Origin of the sequence: Isoptericola variabilis (assembly GCF_050311655.1) — a bacterium.
Classification (GTDB): Bacteria; Actinomycetota; Actinomycetes; order Actinomycetales; family Cellulomonadaceae; genus Isoptericola; species Isoptericola variabilis.
Map to the genome: position 1 here is coordinate 414569 of NZ_JBNOZM010000003.1, position 24677 is coordinate 439245.

18 protein-coding genes are annotated in these 24677 nt (G+C 72.0%); 8 read left to right on the forward strand and 10 right to left on the reverse strand.

The annotated features are described in order from the left end of the window. Window positions 1-63: 63 nt before the first annotated feature. On the forward strand, window positions 64-1536 hold the full coding sequence (locus ACQP60_RS09115) for an MDR family MFS transporter (protein ID WP_429731413.1): 1473 nt from the start codon (window positions 64-66) through the stop codon (window positions 1534-1536). A gap of 107 nt (window positions 1537-1643) precedes the next feature. On the opposite strand, the gene ACQP60_RS09120 is transcribed toward ACQP60_RS09115, so the two are convergent. Continuing rightward, window positions 1644-2927 carry an MFS transporter gene (locus tag ACQP60_RS09120; protein ID WP_429731035.1) on the reverse strand — a complete coding sequence of 428 codons (1284 nt, stop codon included), beginning with the start codon at window positions 2925-2927 and terminating at the stop codon, window positions 1644-1646. A 93-nt stretch (window positions 2928-3020) separates the two neighbouring features. Continuing rightward, window positions 3021-4508 (reverse strand): CCA tRNA nucleotidyltransferase, encoded by a 1488-nt coding sequence (locus ACQP60_RS09125; protein WP_429731038.1) that lies wholly within the window; start codon window positions 4506-4508, stop codon window positions 3021-3023. Between the two features lie 83 nt (window positions 4509-4591). Between ACQP60_RS09125 and ACQP60_RS09130 the strand changes: the two genes are divergently transcribed. The 6 genes from ACQP60_RS09130 to trxA all read left to right on the forward strand — a co-directional run bounded on the left by ACQP60_RS09130 (window position 4592) and on the right by trxA (window position 13112). Beyond that, window positions 4592-5242, forward strand: coding sequence for an NUDIX hydrolase (locus ACQP60_RS09130; protein ID WP_429731041.1), 651 nt, complete (start codon window positions 4592-4594; stop codon window positions 5240-5242). Window positions 5243-5267: 25 nt separating this feature from the next. Further along, complete coding sequence (locus ACQP60_RS09135; RefSeq protein WP_429731044.1) at window positions 5268-7652, forward strand: DUF6049 family protein; 2385 nt, start codon at window positions 5268-5270, stop codon at window positions 7650-7652. Further along, window positions 7649-9505, forward strand: coding sequence for a murein biosynthesis integral membrane protein MurJ (murJ, locus tag ACQP60_RS09140; protein ID WP_429731047.1), 1857 nt, complete (start codon window positions 7649-7651; stop codon window positions 9503-9505). Before ACQP60_RS09135 ends, murJ begins: the two co-directional genes overlap by 4 nt. A gap of 148 nt (window positions 9506-9653) precedes the next feature. After that, complete coding sequence (locus tag ACQP60_RS09145) at window positions 9654-11597, forward strand: protein kinase family protein (RefSeq protein ID WP_429731050.1); 1944 nt, start codon at window positions 9654-9656, stop codon at window positions 11595-11597. Between the two features lie 108 nt (window positions 11598-11705). Further along, entirely contained in the window at window positions 11706-12746 is a 1041-nt protein-coding gene (gene trxB / locus ACQP60_RS09150; protein ID WP_429731053.1) for a thioredoxin-disulfide reductase, read from the forward strand. 33 nt (window positions 12747-12779) lie between these two features. After that, window positions 12780-13112, forward strand: a complete 333-nt coding sequence (gene trxA, locus ACQP60_RS09155) for a thioredoxin (RefSeq protein WP_429731056.1) — start codon at window positions 12780-12782, stop codon at window positions 13110-13112. 3536 nt (window positions 13113-16648) lie between these two features. On the opposite strand, the gene ACQP60_RS09160 is transcribed toward trxA, so the two are convergent. From ACQP60_RS09160 to rpmH, 8 genes are all read right to left on the reverse strand, one after another. Next, window positions 16649-18067: a ParB/RepB/Spo0J family partition protein gene (locus ACQP60_RS09160; protein ID WP_429731059.1), complete on the reverse strand. Its 1419-nt coding sequence runs from the start codon at window positions 18065-18067 to the stop codon at window positions 16649-16651. 106 nt (window positions 18068-18173) lie between these two features. After that, window positions 18174-19241, reverse strand: coding sequence for a ParA family protein (locus ACQP60_RS09165; RefSeq protein WP_429731062.1), 1068 nt, complete (start codon window positions 19239-19241; stop codon window positions 18174-18176). A 164-nt stretch (window positions 19242-19405) separates the two neighbouring features. Further along, window positions 19406-20068 (reverse strand): 16S rRNA (guanine(527)-N(7))-methyltransferase RsmG, encoded by a 663-nt coding sequence (gene rsmG / locus ACQP60_RS09170; RefSeq protein ID WP_429731065.1) that lies wholly within the window; start codon window positions 20066-20068, stop codon window positions 19406-19408. Window positions 20069-20147: 79 nt separating this feature from the next. Beyond that, entirely contained in the window at window positions 20148-20678 is a 531-nt protein-coding gene (locus ACQP60_RS09175) for a Jag family protein (RefSeq protein WP_429731068.1), read from the reverse strand. A 23-nt stretch (window positions 20679-20701) separates the two neighbouring features. Next, window positions 20702-21634: a membrane protein insertase YidC gene (yidC, locus tag ACQP60_RS09180; protein WP_429731071.1), complete on the reverse strand. Its 933-nt coding sequence runs from the start codon at window positions 21632-21634 to the stop codon at window positions 20702-20704. A 57-nt stretch (window positions 21635-21691) separates the two neighbouring features. Then, the gene (yidD, locus tag ACQP60_RS09185) at window positions 21692-22015 is read right to left on the reverse strand and encodes a membrane protein insertion efficiency factor YidD (protein WP_429731074.1); all 324 of its coding nucleotides are present in this window, start codon (window positions 22013-22015) and stop codon (window positions 21692-21694) included. After that, entirely contained in the window at window positions 22012-22401 is a 390-nt protein-coding gene (rnpA, locus tag ACQP60_RS09190) for a ribonuclease P protein component (RefSeq protein WP_429731077.1), read from the reverse strand. Before rnpA ends, yidD begins: the two co-directional genes overlap by 4 nt. A gap of 3 nt (window positions 22402-22404) precedes the next feature. Next, on the reverse strand, window positions 22405-22542 hold the full coding sequence (rpmH, locus tag ACQP60_RS09195) for a 50S ribosomal protein L34 (RefSeq protein ID WP_013840089.1): 138 nt from the start codon (window positions 22540-22542) through the stop codon (window positions 22405-22407). Between the two features lie 418 nt (window positions 22543-22960). Between rpmH and dnaA the strand changes: the two genes are divergently transcribed. Further along, the gene (gene dnaA / locus ACQP60_RS09200) at window positions 22961-24376 is read left to right on the forward strand and encodes a chromosomal replication initiator protein DnaA (protein ID WP_429731081.1); all 1416 of its coding nucleotides are present in this window, start codon (window positions 22961-22963) and stop codon (window positions 24374-24376) included. Window positions 24377-24677 lie beyond the last annotated feature (301 nt).

The following is a 24677-nucleotide window of genomic DNA, read 5'->3' on the forward strand; positions in this document are numbered from 1 at the left end:
CAACCCCCGGAGGCCACCCTGACGACTCCCGCCACCACCGAGTCCGGCACCGCCGACGCGACGATGCCCGCCCACGGCATCGTCGTCGACGAGGCCGTGCCCCAGCGCCTCACCCGCCAGCAGTTCACCGTCATCGCGCTGCTGCTGGGGTCGGCGTTCGTCGTCATCCTCAACGAGACGACGATGAGCGTGGCGCTCGCCCCGCTCATGGCCGACCTCGGCATCACCGCGAGCACGGGCCAGTGGCTCACCACCGCGTTCATGCTCACGATGTCGGTGATCATCCCCGCGACCGGGTTCCTCCTGCAGCGCCTCGGCACGCGCGGGGCCTACCTGCTCGCGATGTCGCTGTTCAGCGCGGGCACGCTCCTCGCGGCGCTCTCCCCCGGCTTCGGGTGGCTGCTGGGCGGCCGCATCGTGCAGGCGTCGGGCACCGCGATCATGATGCCCCTGCTCATGACGACGATCATGACCGTGGTGCCGCCGGCCATCCGCGGCAAGGTGATGGGCAACATCTCCATCGTCATGGCGGCCGCGCCGGCGCTCGGCCCGGCCATCTCGGGCGTCATCCTCGACCTGCTGAGCTGGCGCTGGGTCTTCGGCATCGTGCTGCCGATCGCCGTCCTCGCCCTGGTCATGGGCTTCTTGTACGTCCGGGACGTCGCAGACCGTACACATTCGCGCCTCGACCCCCTGTCGCTGTTCCTCGCGGCCGTCGCGTTCGGCGGCCTGGTGTACGGCCTGTCCAGCATCGGAGAGGCCGCGCGCCACGCGCCGCCCGTCGCGCCGTGGATCCCGATCGTCGTGGGCGTCGCGGTGCTCGGCCTGTTCGCGTGGCGCCAGCTCCTGCTGGCCCGCGACGACCGCGCGCTGCTCGACCTGAGCGTGTTCCGGTTCCGCGGGTTCTCGGTCGGCCTCGCCATCATGGCGGTCGGCATGCTCGCGATGTTCGGCTCGCTGATCCTGCTGCCGCTGTTCCTCCAGGACGCGATGGGCCTCGAGCCCCTGGCCACCGGCCTCGTCGTGCTGCCCGGGGGCCTGCTCATGGGTCTGCTCGGCCCGACGGTCGGACGCCTCTACGACAAGGTGGGCCCGCGCCCGCTGGTCACGCCCGGCCTGGTCGTCGTGACGATCGCGCTGGCCCTGTTCACGCAGGTGCACGCCGACTCGTCGCCCTGGTACATCCTGGCGCTGCACGTGACGCTGAGCCTCGGCCTGGCGTTCATGTTCACGCCGCTGTTCACCTCGGCGCTGTCGTCGCTCACGCCGCACCTGTACTCGCACGGGTCGGCCGCGATCGGCACGGTGCAGCAGCTCGCCGGTGCGGCCGGCACCGCGATGTTCGTCGCGGTCATGACCACCCGGTCCGTCGCCCTCCTGGAGGACGGCGCGACCGCGCAGGTCGCGCTGGCGGAGGGCGTCGGCGACGCGTTCGTCTGGGGCGCGGCGATCATGCTCGTCGCGGTGGGGCTGTCGCTCCTGCTGCGGCGCGTGCCCGCGTCTCCCGAGGGCGAGGGCATGCCGGCGGCGCACTGACCGGTCGCCGGCCCCGTCACGGGCCGGCGGCGCCGCCGCGGCCGCCACGGGCGGTCACCGTCGCACGACGGTGGCCGCCCGTCGTCGTCCCCGCCCGTCCCCGACCGTCAGCGCGTCGCGGCCGGTGACGCGACGTCGTCGCGGGCCGCGACCCTGAACGCCGGCGCCAGCGCGACGACGCCCAGAGCCAGCAGCGCGGGGACGGCGAACGCGAGGCGCATGCTCAGCAGCTCGGCGACGCCCCCGATCAGGCCCGCCCCCACGACGAACCCCACGTAGTTGAAGAGGTTCACGCGCGCGACGGCGATCCCGGTCCCCTCGGGGTCGAGGCGGCCCGCCACGGAGAACGACAGCGGCACCACGACGCTCAGGCCGAGCCCGGTGAGCCCGAACCCGACGACGGCGACCCACGGCCCCGGCGCGAGCGTCACGGCGGCGAGGCCCGCCGTCCCGACGATCCCGCCGACGGCCACCGGCACCACCGGCCCGAACCGGTTGACCTGCCGGTCCGCCGCGAGCCGGCCCAGGAGCTGGCAGCCCAGGTAGGCGGCGAGCCCCAGCGGCGCCACGTTCGCCGCAGCCCCCAGCGCGTCCTGGATGTACTTGGTGGACCAGTTCGACGTCGCCGAGTCCGCGACGTACACGATCGTCACGGCGAGGCCCACCAGGATCAGCGGCCCCCACGGCGGGCGGGCGGCGCGCGACGCACCGGCGTCCGGCCGCGGGGCGACGGCGGGCTGCTCCGCCAGCACCAGTCCCGGCACCGCCTCCCGCTCGGCCGCGCGCGGCACGCCGCCGCCGGACGCGGCCGCGGCGACGAGGTCGACGGCGACGCCCACCGCGGCGACGAGCCCCAGCCCGGCGGCGAGCGACCACCCCAGCGAGTGCGCCAGCACGGCCGCCAGGGACCCGAGGATGCCGCCCACGCTCCACGCGCCGTGGAACGAGTTGAGCAGGCTGCGGCCGTACCGCTGCTCGACCTCCACGCCTTGCATGTTCATGCTCGCGTCGACCAGGCCGAGCAGCAGCCCCACCGCCGCGACGACGGGATAGAGGATCGCGACGGTCGGCGCCAGGCCCGCGCCCAGCACGGCGAGCGCCACGAGCGGCCCGCACACGTGCAGCAGACGGGCGCTGCCGACCCGCGGGGCGAGGGCCCCGGCGAGCACGCTGCCGACGCCGGCCACGACCGGCACCAGCAGCAGGATCAGCGTCAGCGTGCCGTCCGAGATGCCGAGGTCGTGCTGCAGCGTCGGCACCTGCGCGAGCAGGCCGGCGAAGCACATGCCCTGCACCAGGTAGAACGCCGTCACGACGAGGCGCGCCCGCCGGTCCGCGGCGTCGCCGCCCGTCCCGCCCGGGCCGCCGGACGTCACACCGGACCCGCTCATGCCCCGCCTCCGCTCGTCGCGCTCCGGGGCTCGCGTCGGGCCCGCGCGCAAGCGTGAGGATAGACCCGCCGCAGCGCGGAGCGGGAGGGTCCGTCAGGCCTCGCGGCCCGCCCACCAGGCGCGCAGCTCCTGCTCGGCGCGCTCCTCGCCGAGGGGTCCGTGCTCCATCCGCAGGCCGAGCAGGTGCTTGTACGCCTGGCCGACGGCGGGCCCGGGCGCGATACCGAGGATCGCCATGATCTGCGAGCCGTCCAGGTCGGGGCGGATCGCGTCGATCTCCTCCTGCTCGCGCAGGGCGGCGATGCGGTGCTCGAGGTCGGTGTACGAGTCGGCGAGGCGCTGCGCCTTGCGCTTGTTCCGGGTGGTGGAGTCGGCGCGGGTGAGCCGGTGCAGCCGCTCCAGCAGCGGGCCGGCGTCCGTGACGTAGCGGCGCACGGCGGAGTCGGTCCACTGCCCGTCGCCGTACCCGTGGAAGCGCAGGTGCAGCTCCACCAGGCGGGCGACGTCCTTGACCACCTGCTTCTCGTACTTCAGCGCGCGCAGCCGCTTGGCCACCAGCTTGGCGCCGACCACCTCGTGGTGGTGGAAGCTCACGCCGCCGCCGGGCTCGAAGCGGCGGGTGGCCGGCTTGCCGACGTCGTGCAGCAGGGAGGCGAGGCGCAGCACCAGGTCGGGCGCGGGCACCGGGCCGTCGGGGCCGGTCTCCTGCGCGATGGCCTGCTCCAGCACGGTGAGGGAGTGCTGGTAGACGTCCTTGTGGCGGTGGTGCTCGTCGATCTCCAGCCGCAGCGCGGGCAGCTCGGGCAGCACGTGGTCGGCCAGGCCCGTGTCGACCAGCACCTCGAGCCCGGCGCGGGGCCGGTCGCTCAGCAGCAGCTTGGTGATCTCCGCCTGCACGCGCTCGGCCGAGACGATGTCGATCCGGCCCGCCATGTCGACGATCGCCTGCCGGGTCGCGGGCTCGACGTCGAACCCGAGCTGGGCGGCGAACCGGGCCGCGCGCATCATGCGCAGCGGGTCGTCGTCGAACGACCGCTCCGGCGCGATCGGGGTGCGCAGCACGCCCCGGGCCAGGTCGGACAGCCCGTCGAACGGGTCGACGAAGGTGAGGTCGGGCAGCCGCACCGCCATCGCGTTCACCGTGAAGTCCCGCCGCGACAGGTCGCCGTCGAGCGTGTCCCCGAACGCCACGACGGGCTTGCGGGAGGCGGGGTCGTACTCGTCGCTGCGGTAGGTGGTGACCTCGACGACGACGTCCCCGCCGTCGGGCCCCCCGCGGCCCGTGCGCGCGAAGCGCCGCGCACCGATGGTGCCGAACTCCTTGCCGATGTCCCAGTGGGCGTCGCCCCAGCGGGCCAGGAGCGCCTGCGTCTCGTCGGGCGAGGCCGACGTCGCGAAGTCGAGGTCGTTGCTGGTGCGGCCGAGGAAGGCGTCGCGGACGGGCCCGCCGACCAGCGCGAGCTCGTGCCCGGCGGCACGGAACACCTCGCCCAGCTCGACGGCCGCGGGGGCCATCTCGGTCAGCACGGCGAGGGCGCGGCGCAGCAGCGCGGCAGGGGCCGGGGGTTCAGGGGTCGACACGGCGTCCCATCCTCCCAGATCCCGGCCGTGCGCGCCCCGTCGGCTGGGTCGGCGGGGCGTCGTCACTCGGTAGGGTGGGGCGCATGTCATCCCCGGCCCCGGTTCCCGGCCCGCGGCGCCGGCGCCCGGCCGCGCCGGTCCCCGTGCCACCGGGAGGACACCCGCTCAAGGTCGACCCTGCGCGCCTCGCCGGCCCGCGCGGCACGACCACCCCCGCCGTCGTGGGCGTGGCACCGTCGGGCACGACGACGCACCTGCCGGTCCACGAGGAGACGTCGGCGGGCGGGCTCGTGGTGCAGGTCACGGCGAGCGGCCCGGAGGCGGCCGTGATCGTGCGGCGCAACCGCGGCGGACGGCTCGAGTGGTGCCTGCCCAAGGGCCACCTCGAGGGCGAGGAGACGCCGGAGCAGGCCGCCGTCCGCGAGATCCGCGAGGAGACGGGCATCCTGGGCACGATCCGCACGCGCCTGGGCGTCATCGACTACTGGTTCAGCGGCGAGGACCACCGCGTCCACAAGCTGGTGCACCACTTCCTCCTGCGCGCGGAGGGCGGCACGATCACCGCCGAGGGCGACCCCGACGGCGAGGCGGAGGACGCCCTGTGGGTCCCCGTCGAGCAGCTGACGGACCGTCTCTCCTACCCCAACGAGCAACGCCTCGCGATCGTCGCGCAGCAGGTGCTGCGCCGGACGCCCGAGGTGCTCGGTCACCCCGGCCTCGGGGCTGTCGAATGAGGCGCCGTCGAGTGAGGCCCGCCGCGTGATCACCTCCCGACCCTCGGGTGCTGTCGCCGCACCCGCACCGCCGCCCGCCCGCCCGGCCCGCCTGCTCAGCGTCGTCCTCGTGCTCGCGGGGCTGCTCCTCACGGGGGCGCTGGTCGCGCTCCCCGGCGCGGGCGCGTCGGCCGCCGTGTCGCCGCCCTCGGCCCTGCCCGCCGCGCGCGACGGCGAGGCGACCGTCGAGCTCGTGAGCTCCGCGCCGGTGCTCGCGGCGCCCGGCTCCACCGTGACCGTCACCCTGCGGGTCACCAACGGCACCGACGAGGTGCTCGAGGGCGCCGCGCTCGACCTCGGCGTCTCGTGGCGACCGCTGACGTCGCGCGAGGACCTGGCCGCCTGGGCCGAGGACGACGGCACCGGCGTCGCGGGACGGGCCCAGGAGACCGAGGCCGTCGACCGGCTCGCGCCCGGCGGCTCCGCCCAGGTGACGATGGAGCTCGACGTCGACGCCCTCGGCCTCAGCGCGGAGAACCCCTGGGGGCCGCGGGAGATGTCCGTCGCGCTGACGCGTGGCGGCTCGACGCTCGACGTCGTCCACACCTTCCTCCTCTTCGCGCCGGAGGGCGACGCGCCCGACCCGGTCGCGGTGAGCGTCGCCGCACCCGTCACCGGCCCCGCCGTGGACCCGCTCGACCCGGACGGCTACGACCTGGAGATCGCGACGGCGACCGCGACCGACGGTCGGCTGACCCGCCTGCTCGACGCGGCGGCCGTCACCGGCGCCTCGCCCGGGATGTCCCTCGCCGTCGACCCGGCCCTCGTGTCGGCCGCCGCCCGCACGGACGACGACGACGCGCGGGCGTGGGCCACGCGGCTCACCGGCGCGCCCGTCGACGGCGACGCCGCGGCGGACGACGGCGCTGCCTCGGCGAGCCTCACGAGCAGCATCGTGCGCACCGCGGCCTCCGGCGAGCCGGCGGACGTCGCCGTCCTGCCCGGCTACGACCCCGACCTCGCGGCGGTCGCGCACGCCGACCCGTCCCGGGCGGACGTCGCGGCCGCGACGGGCGGGGAGGCCGCGCTCGGCGCGACGTGGCAGCGGCCGGAGGGCTGGGACCTCACCCTCGCCTGGCCGGAGGGGCGGCCCGACGTCGCCACCCTCGCCGCGGGACGCGACGCCGCCGTCGACCAGGTCGTCGTCACCGACGGGCTCGACCCCGACGACGGTGCGGCCGCCTCCGCCCGCACGGCCGTGGACACGCCGTCGGGCAAGGTGCCGGCCCTGGTGGCCGACGACGGCCTCTCGTCCGCGATCGCCTCCCTCACCGACGACGCCGAGGCGCCCACCGCCGCCGAGGCGTCCGCCCGCGTGCTCGCCGACGCCGCGCTCGTCGCCCTGCAGCAGGCGGAGTCCGGGCAGGAGGGCCTGCACCTGCTGGCCGCGCTGCCGCGAGGCTGGTCCCCCGACCCCGCCCTCGTGGGCGAGGTGCTCGGTGCCCTCGACGACGCGTCGTGGGCCGACGTCGTGCCCCTGTCCGAGACGGTCGCCGCCCCCGCCTCCCGCGTGCCGCGCGACGAGCCCGCGCGCGGCGAGCGCGCCGGCCGGACCAAGGGTGAGCTGGCGTCCTCCTCCGTCCGCCGGCTCCTCGACTCCCACCGCGATCTCGCCGCGTTCTCCACCGTGGCCAGCGACCCCGTCGAGCTGAGCGGCGAGGCCGACCAGGCGCTCGTCGCGCCGCTCGCCGTCGCCGCACGCACCCAGCCCGACGCCCGCGACCACGCCGTCGACCTCGCCGTCGAGCAGTCCGACGCCCTCCAGCAGGGCATCGGCGTCGCCGACCGCTCCAACGTCACGCTCGTCAGCGACACCGGCAAGCTCCCCGTGACGGTCTCGAACGAGCTGCCGGTGGACGCCACCGTCACCGTGGTGCTGCGGCCCGATGCGTCCCGGCTGGTCGTCGAGTCGCGGCCCACCGTCGTCGTCCCCGCCGGCACCTCCATGAACGTGCACGTCCCCGTGCGCGCCATCGGCTCCGGCGACGTCAACCTGCAGGTCGAGGTCCTCGCGCCGAGCGGCACCGTCGTCGCCGGGCCCACCAGCTTCTCCCTGCGCGTCCGTGCCGGCTGGGAGACCGCCGGCACCGCCGTCGTCGCCGCGCTGGTCGCGCTCCTCTTCCTCGGGGGGATCTGGCGTACGGTGCGTCGGGGACGGTCGTCGGCGCGGACCACCGGCGAGGGCGTCGCGGCGGCCGCCGCCGACCCGCAGGGGCCCGACGCCGCCGCACCCGACGCGGCGGGTGCCGGGGCCGACCACGACGACCAGCCGCACGACCAGCCGCACGAACCGCCGGACGACCCCGGTGGCGGCCGCGCCCCCGCCACCCGCACGCCCCCCGCCCAGGCCACGGAGACCGACCCCTCATGACTTCGACGTCCGCCTTCCCCGACGACGGCCGGCCCGAGCTGCCCGGCGAGGGCGACGCGACCGACCCGGCGTCGCCCACCGGTGCCGCCGGCGCGAGCTGGCACCCGGTCGGCGACCCTGCCGTCAGCCGACCGGGCCAGGGCGCCGCTGCCGGTGCGGACGGCGGCGACGCCGGGCCGGGAGGTGGCGCTGACGACGGCAGCGGCGGCGCCGACGCGGTGCGGAGCACCAGCCTCGGCCGCGGCTCCGTCGTGATGACGCTCGGCACCGTGGCGTCCCGCGCCTCCGGACTGATCCGCGCCATGCTGCTGGTGGCCTGCGTCGGCACGGCCGGTACCGTCGCCGACGCGTTCGACATCGCGAACAAGCTGCCCAACATGCTGTTCGCGCTCATCTCCGCCGGCGTGCTCCAGGCCGTGCTCATCCCGCAGATCCTGCGGGCGATGAACGCGCACAACGCCCGCGAGCGGCTGGACAAGCTGCTCAGCCTCTCGGGCCTCGGCCTGCTGCTGCTGACGGCGGTCCTCGTGGTCGCGGCTCCTCTGATCGTCTGGCTGTCCACGATCTCGGTGCCGCTCGACCCCGACGCGCGTCACCTCGCGATCGTGTTCGCCTACTGGTGCATCCCCCAGGTCTTCTTCTACGGCCTGTACATGCTGCTGGGCCAGGTGCTCAACGCGCAGGGCAAGTTCGGCGCCTACGGTGTCGCCCCCGTGGCGAACAACGTCGTCTCGCTGCTCGGGTTCGGTGCGTTCCTCCTGGTGTGGGGGGCGGCACCGGACCAGGGCATCTCCGACTTGTCCCAGTGGTCGACGGCGCAGACGTCGGTGCTCGCCGGCACGGCGACGCTCGGCATCGCGGCGCAAGCGCTCGTGCTCGTCGGCGCCCTGCGCCGCTCCGGCTTCCGGTGGCGGTTCCGCTTCGGTCTGCGAGGCATCGGGCTCCGCGCGGCGGGCGCCGTCGTCGGCTGGACCATCGGGGCGGTGGCGCTCGAGCAGCTCGGCGTCCTCTTCCTCACCAACGTCCTCTGGGCCGCAGGCCGCTCGACGACCGACCCCGACATCGTGATCGCCGGTAACGCCGCGTACACCAACGCGATGACGATCTACCTGCTGCCGCACTCACTCGTCGTCGTCTCCATCGTCACGGTGCTCTTCCCGCGCATGACGGCGGCCGTCCAGGCCGGCGACATCCCCGGGGTGCGGCGAGACATGTCCCTGGGCATGCGCTCGGCCGGGGTCTTCTCGGTCTTCTCGACCGCGGCCCTCGTCGTCCTGGCGGTGCCGCTCACCGGCGCGCTGCTGCCGTCGCTCGGGCGGGACTCCATCGCTGCCGTCGCGCCGATCATCCAGGCGATGGCTGTCGGCATCGTCGCCCTCGGAGCGACCGTGCTGGTCCGCCGCATGTACTTCGCGTTCGAGGACGGTCGCTCGATCTTCGGTATCCAGGTCATCGCGACCGTGTCGATGGTCGTCGTCCTGTGGGTCGCGACCCGCCTGCTGCCTCCCGAGTGGTGGGCCGTCGCCGCCGGTGGCGCGTACGCCCTGTCCACGTGGATCTCGCTGCTGCTGCGGGTGCGCGGCATGCGCCGCAAGCTGCACGGCATGGACGGCCGGCGGGTGCTGCAGCTCTACGTCCGCGCGCTGGTCGGCGCGCTGATCGCCGCCCTCCTGGGATGGCTGACCGTCCGCCTGCTCGACGGCTACGACGTCACGTCGTGGGGGCACTCGCTGCTCGTGACGGCCGTCGCCGGGATCGTCATGGTGGTCGGCTACGTCCTCGCGCTGAAGGTCCTCCACGTGCGCGAGCTCGACGACGCGCTCGCACCGATCCTCCGGCGGATCAAGCGATGACGACGGCCGCGTGCCCGGCGCGGGCGGGTTCCGTGAGGGCCCTGCGGGCACGCCCACCGCGCGCGACCTCGCGGCCACCGGCCCGCCCGTACCATGGTCCGATGGACCGGAGGACCCTCTCCCCCCGCACCCCCACCGAGGAGCACAGGTGAGCACCGCCCATCCCGGGACCGTCATGGTTGATCGCTATCGACTCGTCCAGCTCGCGGCCACCGACCTCGCCGCAGCCGAGGCGTGGGAAGCGCACGACCAGATCCTGGACCGCCCCGTCCGGGTGACGTTCATCGACGGCCAGTACGCGTCCGCCGCGCTCGACGCGGCCCGTCGGGCGGCGCTCGTCGCCGACCCGCGGCTCTCCCGCGTGCTCGACGTCGGCAGCACCGACCTCGGCGCGGGCCAGCGCAGCTACATCATCTCGGAGCCCTACCGCGGCACGACGCTCACGGAGGTCGTCTCCGGCGGCCTCGTCGACGCCCAGCAGGCGCGGGCCGTCGTCGGGGAGGCCGCGGCGGCGCTCGAGGCAGCGGGTCAGCGCGGCGTGCACCACCTGGCGCTGCGGCCCGAGGCCGTCCGGGTGGATGGCCACCGCGTCGTCGTGACCGGGCTCGGCATCGACGCCGCGCTCGCCGGGGTCGACGGCGGACGGGAGCACGTCACGGGCGCGGGCGCGGCCGCGGCCGACGCGCGCGACCTGGTCGCCCTCGCCTACTACGCGCTCACCGCGCGGTGGCCCGGGGACTCGCTCGACGAGCCGTGGATCGCCCCGGACGCCGTACGCCCGCTGCCCGCGCAGCGCGACGAGAACGGCGTCGTCCCCGTGTCGACGCTGGTGCCGCACGTCGACCCCGAGCTCGACGCCCTGGTCCGCCGCACCTTCGGCTCCGGCTCCCCGGACGCGCCGTCCGCCCCGGGCGATGTCGTCGCCGCGCTCGCGCCCTGGGGCGAGGTCTCCGTCGTCGCGTCGCTCCCGCAGTTCGTGCAGCCGTCGACCGAGCCGCCGGTGCGGTCGTCCGTGATGGGCGCCGTCGGGACGGGTGCCGCCCTGCCGGGCACGCCCCCGCCCGCCCCGCCCGTCCGCCGGCCCGCCAGCGGGCGCATCGCCCGCTCGGCCGCCGTCGGCGGAGCGGTCGGCGCGGCAGCGGGCATGGCCGCCCAGCGTGCCGGCGCGGCGGGGCCGGGGGCCACGCAGGCGATGCCGCCCGCCGGTCCCACGGCGGCCCAGCCGCCGGTGCCTCCCACCCAGGCCACCGCGGCGATGGCACCGGTGCAGCAGCCCGCAGGTGTGCAGCCCGGCGCACCCACGCAGGCCTACGCCGGCGCCCCCGCCGCGGGCTACGGCACCCAGAACTACGCGGCTCCCGGCCCGCAGCAGACGGCCCACGCCCCGGTGCCGCCGCCGCCCGGCGGCAGCGAGCCGCGCACGGACACCGGCGGCTTCGCGTCCTCACCCGCGCCCAAGCGGCGCGGGGTGAACCCGACGCCGATCGTGCTCGGCCTCGTCGTCGTGCTCGTGCTCGCGGGCGCGCTCTGGGCCGTCTCGAAGGTCCTGTCGCCGTCGTCCCCGCCGGCCGTGGCCGAGAGCCCGGCCGCCACCGAGGACGCCGGCGGCGGCACCGCCGCGGAGGAGCCCACCACCGAGGAGTCGAGCGAGCCGGAGGAGACGCCCGAGGTCCGGCCCGTCATCGAGTCGGGCGACCAGCTCGACCCCGAGGGCGACGGCCAGCACCCCGAGGCCGTGGACCTCGCGTACGACGGCGACCCGTCGACGTTCTGGTACACGATGTACTTCAACACGCCCGACTTCGCCGGGCTGCGTTCCGGCCTCGGGTACGTCATCGAGCTGGAGAAGCCGGCGCCGGTCACCTCGATCACGCTGAACACCAACTCGGAGGGTGGGCACGTCGAGGTCCGCGCCACCTCGCGCGACAAGCCGACCGACGGCCCGGTGCTCGCGGAGGGCTCGTTCAGCTCCGAGACGACGCTCGACCTCTCGGAGGAGACCGTGGCGGACTCCTTCGTCATCTGGATCACCGAGCTCCCCCAGACGAACGGCAAGAACTACCTCGAGCTCAACGAGATCGTCCTCTCGTGACCGTTCCCGGGCGACCGACCCGTCGCCCGGGAACACCACACCCCCTCGGGGTGTTGAGGGCGATGGCGCCCCAGGACGCGAACGACCACCAGACGAGCAGGAGAGAACGTGACCGATCAGCCGACCAACACCACCGGTGAGGCCACCGTGCACGACATCGTCATCGTGGGCTCGGGGCCGGCGGGCTACACCGCGGCCGTGTACGCCGCGCGGGCTGGTCTGGCACCCGTCGTGATCGCGGGTTCCGTCACCGCGGGTGGCGCCCTGATGAACACCACCGAGGTGGAGAACTTCCCCGGCTTCCCCGCCGGCATCCAGGGCCCGGACCTCATGGAGGCCATGCGCGAGCAGGCCGAGAAGTTCGGTGCCCGCGTGCTGTGGGACGACGCCGAGCAGGTGGAGCTCACGGGCGACGTGAAGACGGTCGTGACCGGCGGCGGCGAGACGTTCAAGGCTCGTGCGGTCATCCTGGCGACCGGCTCCGCGTACCGCGAGCTCGGCCTGCCCGAGGAGAAGCAGCTCTCCGGCCGTGGCGTGTCGTGGTGCGCCACCTGCGACGGGTTCTTCTTCCGCGACCAGCACATCGCCGTCGTCGGCGGCGGGGACTCCGCGATGGAGGAGGCCACCTTCCTCACGCGCTTCGCGTCGAAGGTGACGATCGTGCACCGCCGCGACTCGCTCCGCGCATCGAAGATCATGGCCGACCGCGCCCAGGCCGACCCGAAGATCGAGTTCGCGTGGAACAGCGAGGTCGCCAGCATCTCTGGCGAGGACAAGGTCACCGGCCTCACCCTGCGCGACACCGTCACCGGCGAGGAGCGCCAGCTCGACACCACCGGCCTGTTCGTCGCGATCGGTCACGACCCGCGCACCGACCTGGTCAAGGGCCAGATCGATCTGGACGACGAGGGCTACATCCTCGTCGAGGGTCGCTCCACGCGCACCAACCTCCCCGGCGTCTTCGCCTGCGGCGACGCGGTGGACCACACGTACCGCCAGGCGATCACGGCTGCCGGTTCCGGCTGTGCCGCGGCGCTCGACGCGCAGTCCTACCTCACCGAGGTGGCCGACGCCGAGGGCGAGCAGTCCCTCGCCGGCACCCCGGCCGTCCCGAACCCCGACGGGCTTCCCGCCGCGCTCGCCCGCTGACTCTCTCCCCTACCGATCCCGAAGGAGCGACACATGGCAACCGTCGCCGTCACCGACGACACGTTCAAGGCCGAGGTCCTCGAGTCCGACGTTCCCGTCCTCGTCGACTTCTGGGCGACCTGGTGCGGCCCCTGCCGCATGGTGGCCCCGATCCTCGAGGAGCTCTCGGACGAGTACGAGGGCAAGATCAAGATCGTGAAGCTGGACACCGACGCCAACCAGGCCACCACCATGGCCTACGGCATCACGTCGATCCCGACGCTCAACGTCTACTCCGGCGGCGAGCTCGTGAAGTCCGTGATCGGTGCGCGCCCCAAGCGCGCCCTCCAGGAGGAGATCGACGCGGTCCTCGCGCCGAGCGCCTGACCACCTCGAGAAGGCCCCCGTGTTTCACGTGAAACACGGGGGCCTTCGTCGTGTCGAGTGCGGTCGTGTTCAGGTGGTCATGTTCAGCGGCGACACGGACGTCCGCACCCGACGGCCTCGCGTGCATCGCCATGCACGTCCGGTGGCGTTGGTTCCCGGTCACCTAGCTGATGCCGGTGCACGCCTTCCGTGAGCTCCCGCCGCGCCTCCGCGGTAGGTCTCCGTCGTGACCGGCATCGCGCCCAGGTGTCACGATCTTCGGCGGCCCCAGTGGCGCCGTGTCCACGGAGTGCCGTGTCCGCGCAGCGCCGTCTCTGAAGAGCCGCACCCAGAGGCGTCGGGCGCGGCGCCGTCGAGCGCGGCAAGGTCGCCCGCGACCGACGCACGAGCGCCCGGCCGGGTAGTCGCCCTCGTCGGGCACGTGACCACCCCTGGGGCGCGGCGGCGCTCTGCGCACGTGACGACGTGCCCTTCCGCATCATCCCGCGGACGTCTACCGCCTGGCGGTGCCTCGTCGGTGATCCGACTTCGCAGCAGGACGACAGGCCGGCACACGGCACCGGACTTCGCCGGGCACGCCCGGGGCATGCTGGTTTCCGCGTTCCCCCGTGATCGCGCCCTGGCCTCGAGACGTGGAGCAGTCTCCGGGCACGACGTGCCGCCGCCATGACGCCAGACCGTCCCGCGGATGTTCCCGCCGCCAAGTCCCATCCCGTGGTCGAGAACTCCGATTCCGCGGAACCACCCGATCAGCACCATCTGCCCAAGGTGACCGAGATGTCTTACTGGTCCCGTCATCCGCATTGCCCGCAGCGTGCGCGACGACGTCGGCAGGGCGATCCCCGGTGCTTCGCGTCGTGGAGCACTGCGGGAGGTGCGCGCCGATCGGCTCGGCCTGAAAGGGCATGGGCATGGTGGCCGGCGGTTCCGCCCGGCGGCGTAACCACCCGCTCACTGTCGTCCACAGCATCGGGCCGGCTCCGCCGAACCCTCCGCGCGCTCCTCAACAGGCTGTCGTCGACTGCATTGCGACGCGGAGAGATGCCGAGCCCGTGCTCCCAGGTCGACGCCGCGCGTCATTCCCCTCGTGGCAGGCTTCTCGCGACCCTGGTGGACTCCATCGACCCTGGTCTCCGTGCCGACCGGTCATCGGCCCTGGCGGCCACGTGTCGAGCCGTGAACCATCCGCCGACCTCAAGCTGCCGGGGTGCGTTGGACGGTGCGTTGGACATGGCGAGGTGGACACCATGCCACCTGGCTGGCCTCCGTCGCCCTTGGCTTGGCGACCGCCGTCCTGCTGGGACGGGGGGGGTCGATAGCCGTCCAACCCACCGTCCAACGCAGTGGGCCGGGCGCGGGGTCCACCCCGCGGCCGCCGACGGTGTCCAACCCACGGCGTCCAAACCACGGCGTCCAACCCACGGGGGCGAACCCGGGGAGCACGATGCGCAGCTCAGTTCCGGCGACGCGCCGGTCGTGGGCGGCTCCGCTCGTGGCGCGCCCGCCCGCTACTCCACGAGGCCCCGCACAGTCTCCACTCCCCCGTCGCGGCCCGTCCCCGCGTCGTGAGTAGCCGTTGCGTACGCCGGCGCCGCAACGGAAAGCACGCCGCCCACCCGTCACTGGGTATCGAAGGCTCTGCGAATCGGGTCGGTCTCCCGGATCGCTAGGCGGGACGGAACACGGTGGACCGATCACCCCGCCGTCCGCCTCGAGGTTGTCTTCCCTGATCAGGGCCAACTTCGCGCCCCCACTCTGGGGCGCCCCGCCATGTCCGAGTGTGCTGTCCGGGCGTGCTGTCCGGGCGTGCTGTCCGGGCGTGCTGTCCGGTCGTGCTGTCCGGTCGTGCTGTCCGGGCGTGCTGTCCGGGCGTGCTGTCCGGGCGTGCTGTCCGGTCGTGCTGTCCGGGCGTGCTGTCCGGGCGTGCTGTCCGGGCGTGCTGTCCGCCACGCGTGGTTGTCAGAGCATCGACTCCGCCTTCGGGCCACATTGTCCGACTCTGCCCGTCATCAGGGAGCCGAGCAGCGTCTGACCCGCTAGGCGTTCGTCGGCCCGCTGCCGGCCTTCCTTGCGCGCCTCCTTCAACTCTTCCTGGGCTGGACCTCCCGCACTGGTCTGCCTTGGTCCGGCCCCGCAGTCCGAACCGTGCCACAGCTCCACCGCGCCACCCGGCAGGCCCTCGGCCACCCCCGATCCGTCCTGTCGTACGGGGGTGGCCCTGCGCTGACCGGACTATGCAGCCCACCTGCGCCACAGTCGCCCTCCTGCTCGGCAGACCTGGCGCTCGGATCCGGGAGCCCTCCATGCCACCTGCTCACACCGCGGGGCAAGAAGGCACGACCTCAGATGCGCTCCCCCCCGCCCACGCTCCCTCACGGCAGCTGAACTCCGCGCGCCGGCAGCGTCGTCATTTGTCGTTTCACGTGAAACACGCCCCTCCCCTCTCCCGGTAGATAGCCCAGGATCAGGCCGCTGCGGACCATGAGGCCCACCGACACACGCGCGATCAGGTCGGCGCCGATCCAGGAACTCAGTCCTGGTCTGGTGCTGCGCGGCTGCCATAAGCGGCTCATCCGTACCCGCCACGGACGCCTCCTGGCGACAGGTTCAGTGCCGGCGCGATGTTTCACGTGGAACGGGGAGCCTGCACCACGGAATACTCGCACCGCCTCAAGGCAGGCCGGACGTCAACTCCCGACAACCCTTCACGTCTGCGTCGGTGCGTTCTCCTGGCCACGTGGGGTGCGTGTCAGGGCGTGCATTCGCCGTGATCGGGTCGATGCCCACTCCACCGGCCATCTGCATTGCTCCCGGCACCACAGGCCGCGACCCCCGTGCACAAGACGGGCACCCTTGCTGGGCCACCGCGGAGCATCGCGCGCATTGCCGCCCGGGCCGCGCCGCACGCCCCGAGTCCTCCCTCCTGCCTCGCTTCCGCAGTACGGTGATGGGCCGTCGACCGCGTGGCCGCAGGAGCAGCGGAGACAGATCGTCGGGTTCCACGAACTCGCGAGCATCCCATCGCCGGGCGCGGAGAGGCCACGACGAACCTCCCGGTCAGACCAGTGACGAAGCCCCACGCCACCCCTATCGGGCTTCGTCTGTGCCCTCAGACGTCGCGCCCTGACAACAACGGCATCGCACGCTTCCCCCGCCCACGCCTCCAAGCCTCGGTCACCAGGAATTCTGCTGCCGGTGTCTCACCAGCGAGCGGTCACGCGGAGCAGCTCGGTTCCTGCGCCAGCGGTATCCCTCCCCTCCCGGCAAGGTCGTCGAACAACTTGGGCCGCAATCTCCGGGCCACGGTCGCGGACGCCTGACCATCTGGCCGGAGGCCGCGACCGTGTTTCACGTGAAACGGAGGGCGCCAACGCAGAGCTCGATCAACCCCAGCAACCCGGCGCTCAAGCGGGCGCCTGCGTGTGAACCCAGAACCCTCGAGGTCGCCACACTGAGGGTCAAGCCACGTGATCTGCGGCCAACGACAAACGGGCACCGCTCCCTCAAGGAACGGTGCCCGTTGGCCGGCCGGGTGATCAGGCGGGTCCAGACCTCAAGAGGCCAGGATCCTCCGGCGCCATGACTTCCAGGATTCTGTTGAGGTCTTCGACCGACGCAAACTCGACCGTGAGGCGACCCTTCGTCTTTCCGATGCTCACCTTGACCCTGGTCTCGAAGCGGTCGGCCAAGCGTGTCGCCAGCTCATCCATCGCCTCGCTCCGTTGGCCGGCGCGGGGCGCTCGGCGTGCGGGGGTGCCGGTGTCTCCGCTGGTCAGAAGAGTGACGACTTCTTCGGTGGCGCGCACCGACAGCCCCTCGGAAACGATCCGCTGAGCAAGTCGCTCGATCTCCGCGCCATCGCTCAGCGACAGGAGCGCTCGCGCGTGGCCCGCCGACAGGACGCCTGCGGCGACCCTGCGCTGCACCAGCGGAGGCAGCTTCAGCAGGCGCAAGGTGTTCGAGATCTGCGGGCGAGACCGGGCAATTCGGGTCGCCAGCTCCTCGTGAGTGCACCCGAAGTCGTCCAGGAGCTGCCGATAGGCCGCTGCCTCCTCCAGCGGGTTGAGCGCCGCCCGGTGTAGGTTCTCCAGGAGAGCATCGCGCAACATGTCGCTGTCGTCGGTCTCGCGCACGATGGCCGGAATGGTGTCCAGGCCGGCAGCCTGGCTCGCACGCCACCGCCGCTCACCCATGATGAGTTCGTATCGTCCCTGGTCAGACAGGTCAGGACGCACCACGATCGGCTGAAGCACGCCGATCTCGGAGATCGACGCCACCAGCTCGTCCAGCTCACCGTCATCGAAGACGGTTCGGGGCTGCCAGGTGTTGGGCCTGATCGATTCCACGGGGATCTCTGCGAACCGAGCGCCAGGGACCGGCCTCAGCTCCGTTTCACGTGAAACGGAGGCATCGTCGACCAAGTCACCCTCTTCTGCCGGATCCGCGGTCTCCGGCCGCTCGGCGGCGACCTCACCGTTCGGTGACTCCACGCCCGACGACGCGTCGTCGCCGTCGACCCCCACCTCGGGAATCTCGATGCTCGTGATCAGACCCAAAGAGAGTCCGTCGGCACCGAGTGAGTCCTCATCCGTACGCACCGCCACCGAGTCACGCGGCGCCGTCGACTCTTCTTTCGTCTCGGTCAATGCGGACCCCGACGCAGCCGGGATGGCCGTCGGCTCCTTCGGCTGCGACTCTCCGCCCGTTCGGATGCTCAGCCGACCGCCGGCGATGGCAGAATCCCACGACGCCGACCGGCGCGTCGTCCGTCCCGAGTCTTCAGTGGCGTCCCCGGTGGGGCGATCCGCGCCAACGGTCGCGAGCGCGGCTCCAGTGTCCGAGGAGTCCCGGCCCTCGCCCGAGGGAAAGAAGACGTCGACCGGACGGTCACCCTCCGGACCTGACGGGATCAACGCCCCGAGCCCCCGCCCCAGGCCACGCTTCTTCTGACTCATGCTCCAGCCTCCTGAACCATCTGGCCCCGCGCTCTCCTGGTCATCGTGAAGTTGCTGACGTCTCCCCGGGCCGTCGGGGAGCCTTCCACACCGGCCACCCTCATCGTCATCGCAGGTCAGCGCGCTGCGGTGCGCGCTCCGCGAGCTCGCGGGCGGCCTCGAGATAGGCCAACGACCCCGTCGATCCCGGGTCGTAGGTCATCACCGTCTGAGCGTGACTCGGCGCCTCCGAGATGCGCACCGATCGCGGGACGGTCGTGCGCAGCGTCTGATCGGGGAAGTGCTCGCGTACCTCGGCGGCCACCTGCTGAGCAAGGTTGGTTCTGCCGTCGTACATCGTGAGCAAGATCGTCGAGACGCGCAGCTCGGGGTTGAGGTGGGCCTTGATCAGCTCGATCGTCTTGAGGAGCTGGCTGAGGCCCTCGAGCGCGTAGTACTCGCACTGAATCGGGATCAGGACCTCGCGTCCGACGACGAAAGCGTTGACGGTAAGCAGTCCGAGGCTCGGAGGGCAGTCGACCAGGACGTAATCGATCTGCTCCTCGCCGCGACGCTCCCGCTCTGCCAGATAGGCATCGAGAGCGCGGCGAAGTCGTGTTTCACGTGAAACGAGGGAGACGAGTTCGATCTCTGCCCCAGAGAGATCGATGGTGGCAGGAACTCCGAAGAGGCCAGGGACCGACGGGCACTCCTGCACAGTGTTCGCGAGCGGCTCGTCCTCGACCAGGACCTCGTAGATCGACGGCGTGCCCGCACGGTGCTCGAGGCCCAGCGCCGTGGACGCGTTGCCCTGAGGATCGTTGTCGATGACCAGCACCTTGAGACCGGACTGCGCCAGGCCGGCGGCGAGGTTGACCGTCGTCGTGGTCTTTCCGACGCCGCCCTTCTGGTTCGCGACGGTGATGATGCGGGTGCGCTCCGGTCGCGGGAACTGCCGACCCTGCAGCTCGATCCGCCGTCGCGCGTCGATCGCCAGCTGCGCCGCCAGGGGGGTGGACTCGTCAGCCTCCGGCACAGAGGCCACGAGCGCGGCCCGGTGCCCGTCGATCGCCGGCGGAAGCCCGCCGGCCGCCCAGGCGAGCGTCGGCGCTGTTTCACGTGAAACGTGCGGATCGCCCGTCGTGGTCCCATCGTTCTGCGGGACGTCGTCGACGTGCTCCGTACTCGTGCTCACGTGCCGCTCCTCCGCTTCGTCACAAGACTCTGCACCGAGCTCGCGGCACGTACGCCGCCACGGCCCGGTGCTCCGCGCTCACTCTACGGCCTCACCGGCGTCGCGACGGGTCAAAACTCCGTCCCGTGGACAGACCTGGGTTCGGGAGTGCGGGCGTTCGGCGGTCAGCTGCGCCGGATGCGGAGAATCGTGGTGGGCTCGACATCGTCGATCGTGCGTCCCTCCAGGATCTCCGGCTCCGCCGTCTTGAACGAGCGCAGCACCTTGCGCGCGGGGTCGATCTCACGCTCGACGTTGCGCCCCTTCAGGACGACCATCGCGCCGCCCCTACGGGCGAGCGGAAGGCTCATCCGTGCCAGCTTGCTCAAGGCTGCGACGGCGCGCGACGTCACCACATCGACCTCGAACGCATCGTGGTACTCCTCCGCCCGTCCGCGTTTGACCTGCACGTTCTCGAGGCCGAGGTTGTCGACGCACTCCTGGAGCCACGCCGTCCGCCGCTCCATCGGCTCGATCAGGTGCACGTCCACGTCCGGTCGCTGAATCGCCAGGACGATCCCGGGAAGTCCAGCGCCAGACCCGATGTCGGCGACGGAACGCGCGTCGCCGAGATAGGGAGTCACCGCGGCCGAGTTGAGGATGTGGCGCTCCCACAACCGTGCCACCTCGCGCGGGCCGATGAGGCCCCGCAGCTCACCCTCGTCGCGAAGGCTGTCGGCGAACCTCGCCACCAGTTCGTACCGATCGCCGAAGTACTCCCGGACGGCCACGCTCCGGCCGAGGATCGCATCCTCGTCGCCCGACGGCACCGCAATCTCGTCGCTCACGCTCCCACTTCCCCTCACGCTCCCACTCATGACGAGAGCCCGTCGTTTCACGTGAAACAACGGGCTCTCGTGTCGTCGTTCAGGACTCCGACGCGACACCCTCGTCGGCAGCCGGCTGCACCACGACGTATCGCGCAGGCTCGACGCCGCGCGAGTCGCTGACCAGCCCCGCGGCGGCGACGGCGTCGTGCACGACCTTGCGCTCGAACGCGTTGAGCGGGTCGAGCTCGACCTCGTGCCCGGACTCCTGCACCCGACGGATCGCGTCCTCGGCAAGAGCCGTGAGCTCCTGCCGACGAGCGGCGCGGAATCCGGCGATGTCCAGCATCAGCCGGCTCCGCTCCCCCGTCCGCGCCTGGACGGCGAGCCGCGTGAGCTCCTGCAGGGCCTCGAGCACCTCGCCGTCGCGCCCGACGAGCGCCGACAGGTCCTCGTCCTCGTCCGCGACGATCTCGACTGCGGCGCGGTCGTGCTGGATGTCCAGGTCGATGTCGCCGTCGAGGTCCGCGATGTCGAGGAGCTCCTCGAGGTAGTCCGCCGCGATCTCGCCCTCCTCCTCGAGGCGCTTCGTACGGTCGGGCCCGGGCTCCACCGGAGTGTCCGTCGTCATCGGTGTTCGATTCCTCTCGCTGCTCAGCGGCGCTTCTGGCGGTTCTTGCGCTTGGGCTGCTCACGCTGCCCGCGGGGCTTCTCGGGCTCCGGCTCCGGGGTGGCCTCGATGGCGCCCTTCGCCGCGGCCTTGCGCGCCTGCTTCTCCTTGAGGAGACGCTCCGCCTCCGAGCCGGGTGCCGGCATCCGCTTGATCGTGTAGAACTGCTGACCCATGGACCACAGGTTCGAGATGACCCAGTAGATCAGCACACCGACCGGGAAGTTGATGCCCGAGATCAGGAAGATCACCGGAAGGATGTAGAGCATCATCTTCTGCGTGCTCGCCATCGGCCCCTCCAGGGCCGCCTTCGGCATGTTCTTCATCGTCAGCTGGCGCTGCGTGAAGAACATGGTGGCGCTCATGAGCACGATCAGGCAGATGACCACGATGCGCGACGTCGTCGAGTCCGTGGTCCGGAAGACGTCGGAGAGCTGGGCGCCGAAGAGCTGCGAGTGCTCGATGTCCGCGGCGACCCGCTGGTCGATCGGGCCGATGGTGCGGTAGTTCCCCTCGGCGATCGCCGACAGGTGGTTCAGCACACGGAACAGGGCGAAGAAGATCGGCGACTGCAGGAGGATCGGCAGGCACGACGCCATCGGGTTGGTGCCGTGCTTGCGGTAGAGCTCCATCGTCTCGCGGCCCATGGCCTCGCGGGACGCCGGGTCCGTCTTGCCCTTGTACTTCTTCTGCACCGCCTGCAGCTCGGGCTGCATCATCTGCATGCCGCGCGACGCCTTGATCTGCTTGAAGAACAGCGGGATCAGCGCGATGCGGATGACGATCGTCAGAGCGACGATCGACAGGACCCAGGCCCAACCCGGGCCGTCCTGCATCCCGAGGGTCGTGAAGAGTGCGTGGGCCCCGTACATGATCCAGGCCACGACCCACTCGATGGGGTAGAGGATGGTGTCCATCCCGATATGTCTCCTCTGTCGGAAAGTCTGCGTCCCCGGCGGCGCCGTCCGGGAGGGTCAGTGGCGAGCTGCGCCGCGGTGCTCGTGGGCGTCGACGGCGGTGTCGGCGTGCTTCGCACGAGCGGGTGGGACGTCGTCGACTCCGCCGAGGCTCCACGGGTTGCACCGCAGGATCCGCCACAGAGCGAGGCCGGTTCCCCGAAGGGTCCCGTGCGTACGGATCGCGATGATCGCGTACTGGGAGCACGACGGGTAGTACTTGCAGGTGGGGCCGGTCAGCGGGGAGATCACCGACTGGTAGACGCGCAGGACGCCGATGAGGACCGTTGCCGGGAGGTTCCGCAGAGCGTCACGCCCGCGATCGAACGTCGAGGCGGTCACGTCGTCCTCCGGGCACGCGCGACGGCGCGGTCGAGGCAGCTCTCGAGGTCGTGGTCGAGCTCCGCGTACGTGGCGCCGCTCGACGCGGGCAGGGCGCGGATGACCATCCGGGCCCCGGCCGGAAGCGCAGGAAGGTGCGCCGCGGCGAGGTGCCGCAGACGGCGCTTCACCTGGTTGCGGTGCACGGCGTTCCCCACGGCCTTGGAGACGACAAGACCGACCTGTGACGGTGCACCGCCCGCGACAGCACCGACGCCGGCCTCAGGGCCGGCGTCGGGGTCGACGAGAAGATGCACCACCACGGTCGATCGACCTGCACGCGTGCCGCGGCGCACCGTCCGTTCGAAGTCGACGGAACGGCGCAGTCGGTGCGCCGCGGGCAGCATCCGTCAGGCAGAGAGCTCGGCGCGACCCTTGCGCCGACGGTTCGCCAGGATGGCGCGGCCGGCGCGGGTGCGCATGCGCAGCCGGAAGCCGTGGGTCTTGGCACGACGGCGGTTGTTCGGCTGGAAGGTCCGCTTGCTCACGAGGTACTCCAAGAAACGTCGGGGAGGCACACCGTCAGTTCCTCGACGATGTCGGTCTTGTCGCAGGTCGGACCCGCGCACGAGACGTGGAAGCACCGACCGGGCCGGCCCGAGGACCGGCAGCCCGGTTAAGGGCGCGCGAAAGGACCTGGAACGGCTGTCCGACGTTACGCTGTTGAGGGCCCTCCGGTCAAACCCGCCCGGGGGCGACGCCCGGCCGCCGGTGGCTACGATGTGGACGACCTCACGCACCTCGGCGCGACGTCGCGCCGGCCGCCCGGTACGGTCATCGTCCACAGAATTCTCCACAGGTTCCACAGCATGTGGACAACGCTGTGGACGGAGTTCCGGCGTGGCAGACTCGCGACCTCGTTGACCTACAGCTGCCCCATCCCGAACGACCCGAAGGACGACGCCCGTGGCCCAGCCGGACGAGAACATCACCGACGTCTGGGCACACACGCTCGCCACCCTCGAGGCCCGGCCCGACATGACCGCGCGGCAGCTCGCGTTCATCAAGCTCGCGAAGCCCATGGCCATCCTCGAGGACACGGTGTTCATCGCCGTGCCGCACGAGCAGACGCGCGCCTACCTCGAGACCAGCGTCCGCGACCAGCTCGTCTCCGCGATGGCCTCCACCCTCGGCCGGGACATCCGCTTCGGCATCACGGTGGACCCCGAGCTCAGCAGCGACACCCTCACCGGCCCGTCGCAGGACTACACCGCTCCCCCGGAACCCGGCGTCCCCGACGAGCCCGAGGCGCCGCCGCTGCCGCCCAGCCCGAAGCAGCAGGCCGAGCCGACCCGGCTCAACCCGAAGTACATCTTCGAGACCTTCGTCATCGGCTCGTCCAACCGGTTCGCCCACGCCGCGGCCGTCGCCGTCGCCGAGGCGCCCGCGAAGGCGTACAACCCCCTCTTCATCTACGGGGACTCCGGACTCGGCAAGACGCACCTGCTGCACGCCATCGGCCACTACGCCCACAACCTCTATCCCCATGTGCGCGTGCGGTACGTGAACTCGGAGGAGTTCACCAACGACTTCATCAACAGCATCGGCGAGGGTCGTGCGGGCGCCTTCCAGCGGCGCTACCGCGACGTCGACGTGCTCCTCATCGACGACATCCAGTTCCTCGAGGGCAAGGAACAGACGATGGAGGAGTTCTTCCACACCTTCAACGCGCTCCACAACGCGGACAAGCAGGTGGTGATCACCTCCGACGTCCCGCCCAAGCAGCTGAACGGCTTCGAGGACCGGCTGCGCTCGCGCTTCGAGTGGGGCCTCATCACGGACGTGCAGCCGCCGGACCTCGAGACCCGCATCGCCATCCTGCGCAAGAAGGCGGCGAGCGAGCGGCTCGACGTCCCCGCCGAGGTGCTCAGCTACATCGGCTCACGCATCTCCACGAACATCCGCGAGCTCGAGGGCGCGCTCATCCGGGTCACGGCCTTCGCCAACCTCAACCGGCAGGCCGTCGACCTGGCCCTCGCGGAGATCGTCCTCAAGGACCTCATCACCGACGACGACACGCAGGAGATCACCCCGTCCATGGTGATCGCGCAGACGGCCGCCTACTTCGGGCTCACGATCGACGACCTGTGCGGGTCCTCGCGGTCCCGGGTGCTCGTCACGGCCCGCCAGATCGCGATGTACCTGTGCCGCGAGCTCACGGACCTGTCGCTGCCGAAGATCGGCCAGCAGTTCGGCGGGCGGGACCACACCACGGTCATGCACGCGAACAAGAAGATCGCGGGCCAGATGGCGGAGCGTCGCTCCACCTACAACCAGGTGACCGAGCTCACGAGCCGCATCAAGCAGCAGCACCGCGGCTGACCTCTTCCGCACGACCGACCGCCTCGCGGGCCCGACCACGCTCTCCACAGGGCTGTGGATCCGGGCCCGTCGGCGTCTCTCCACACCTCCGCCCACAGGGCTATGCCCGGAAACCGCCGGTTGCGGTCCATCTGTCCCCAGGGCTGTGGAGCAATATCGTGGACAACCGACCGTGCGCGGGCGAGAGGACGATTCACACCTGTGGAAAACCTTGTGGACGCGTGTGGACCACTGCCCCAGATCCGTGGACGACGACGACCCGATCGGTGGACGGCTGTGGGTACAGATTCCGTCACCCACA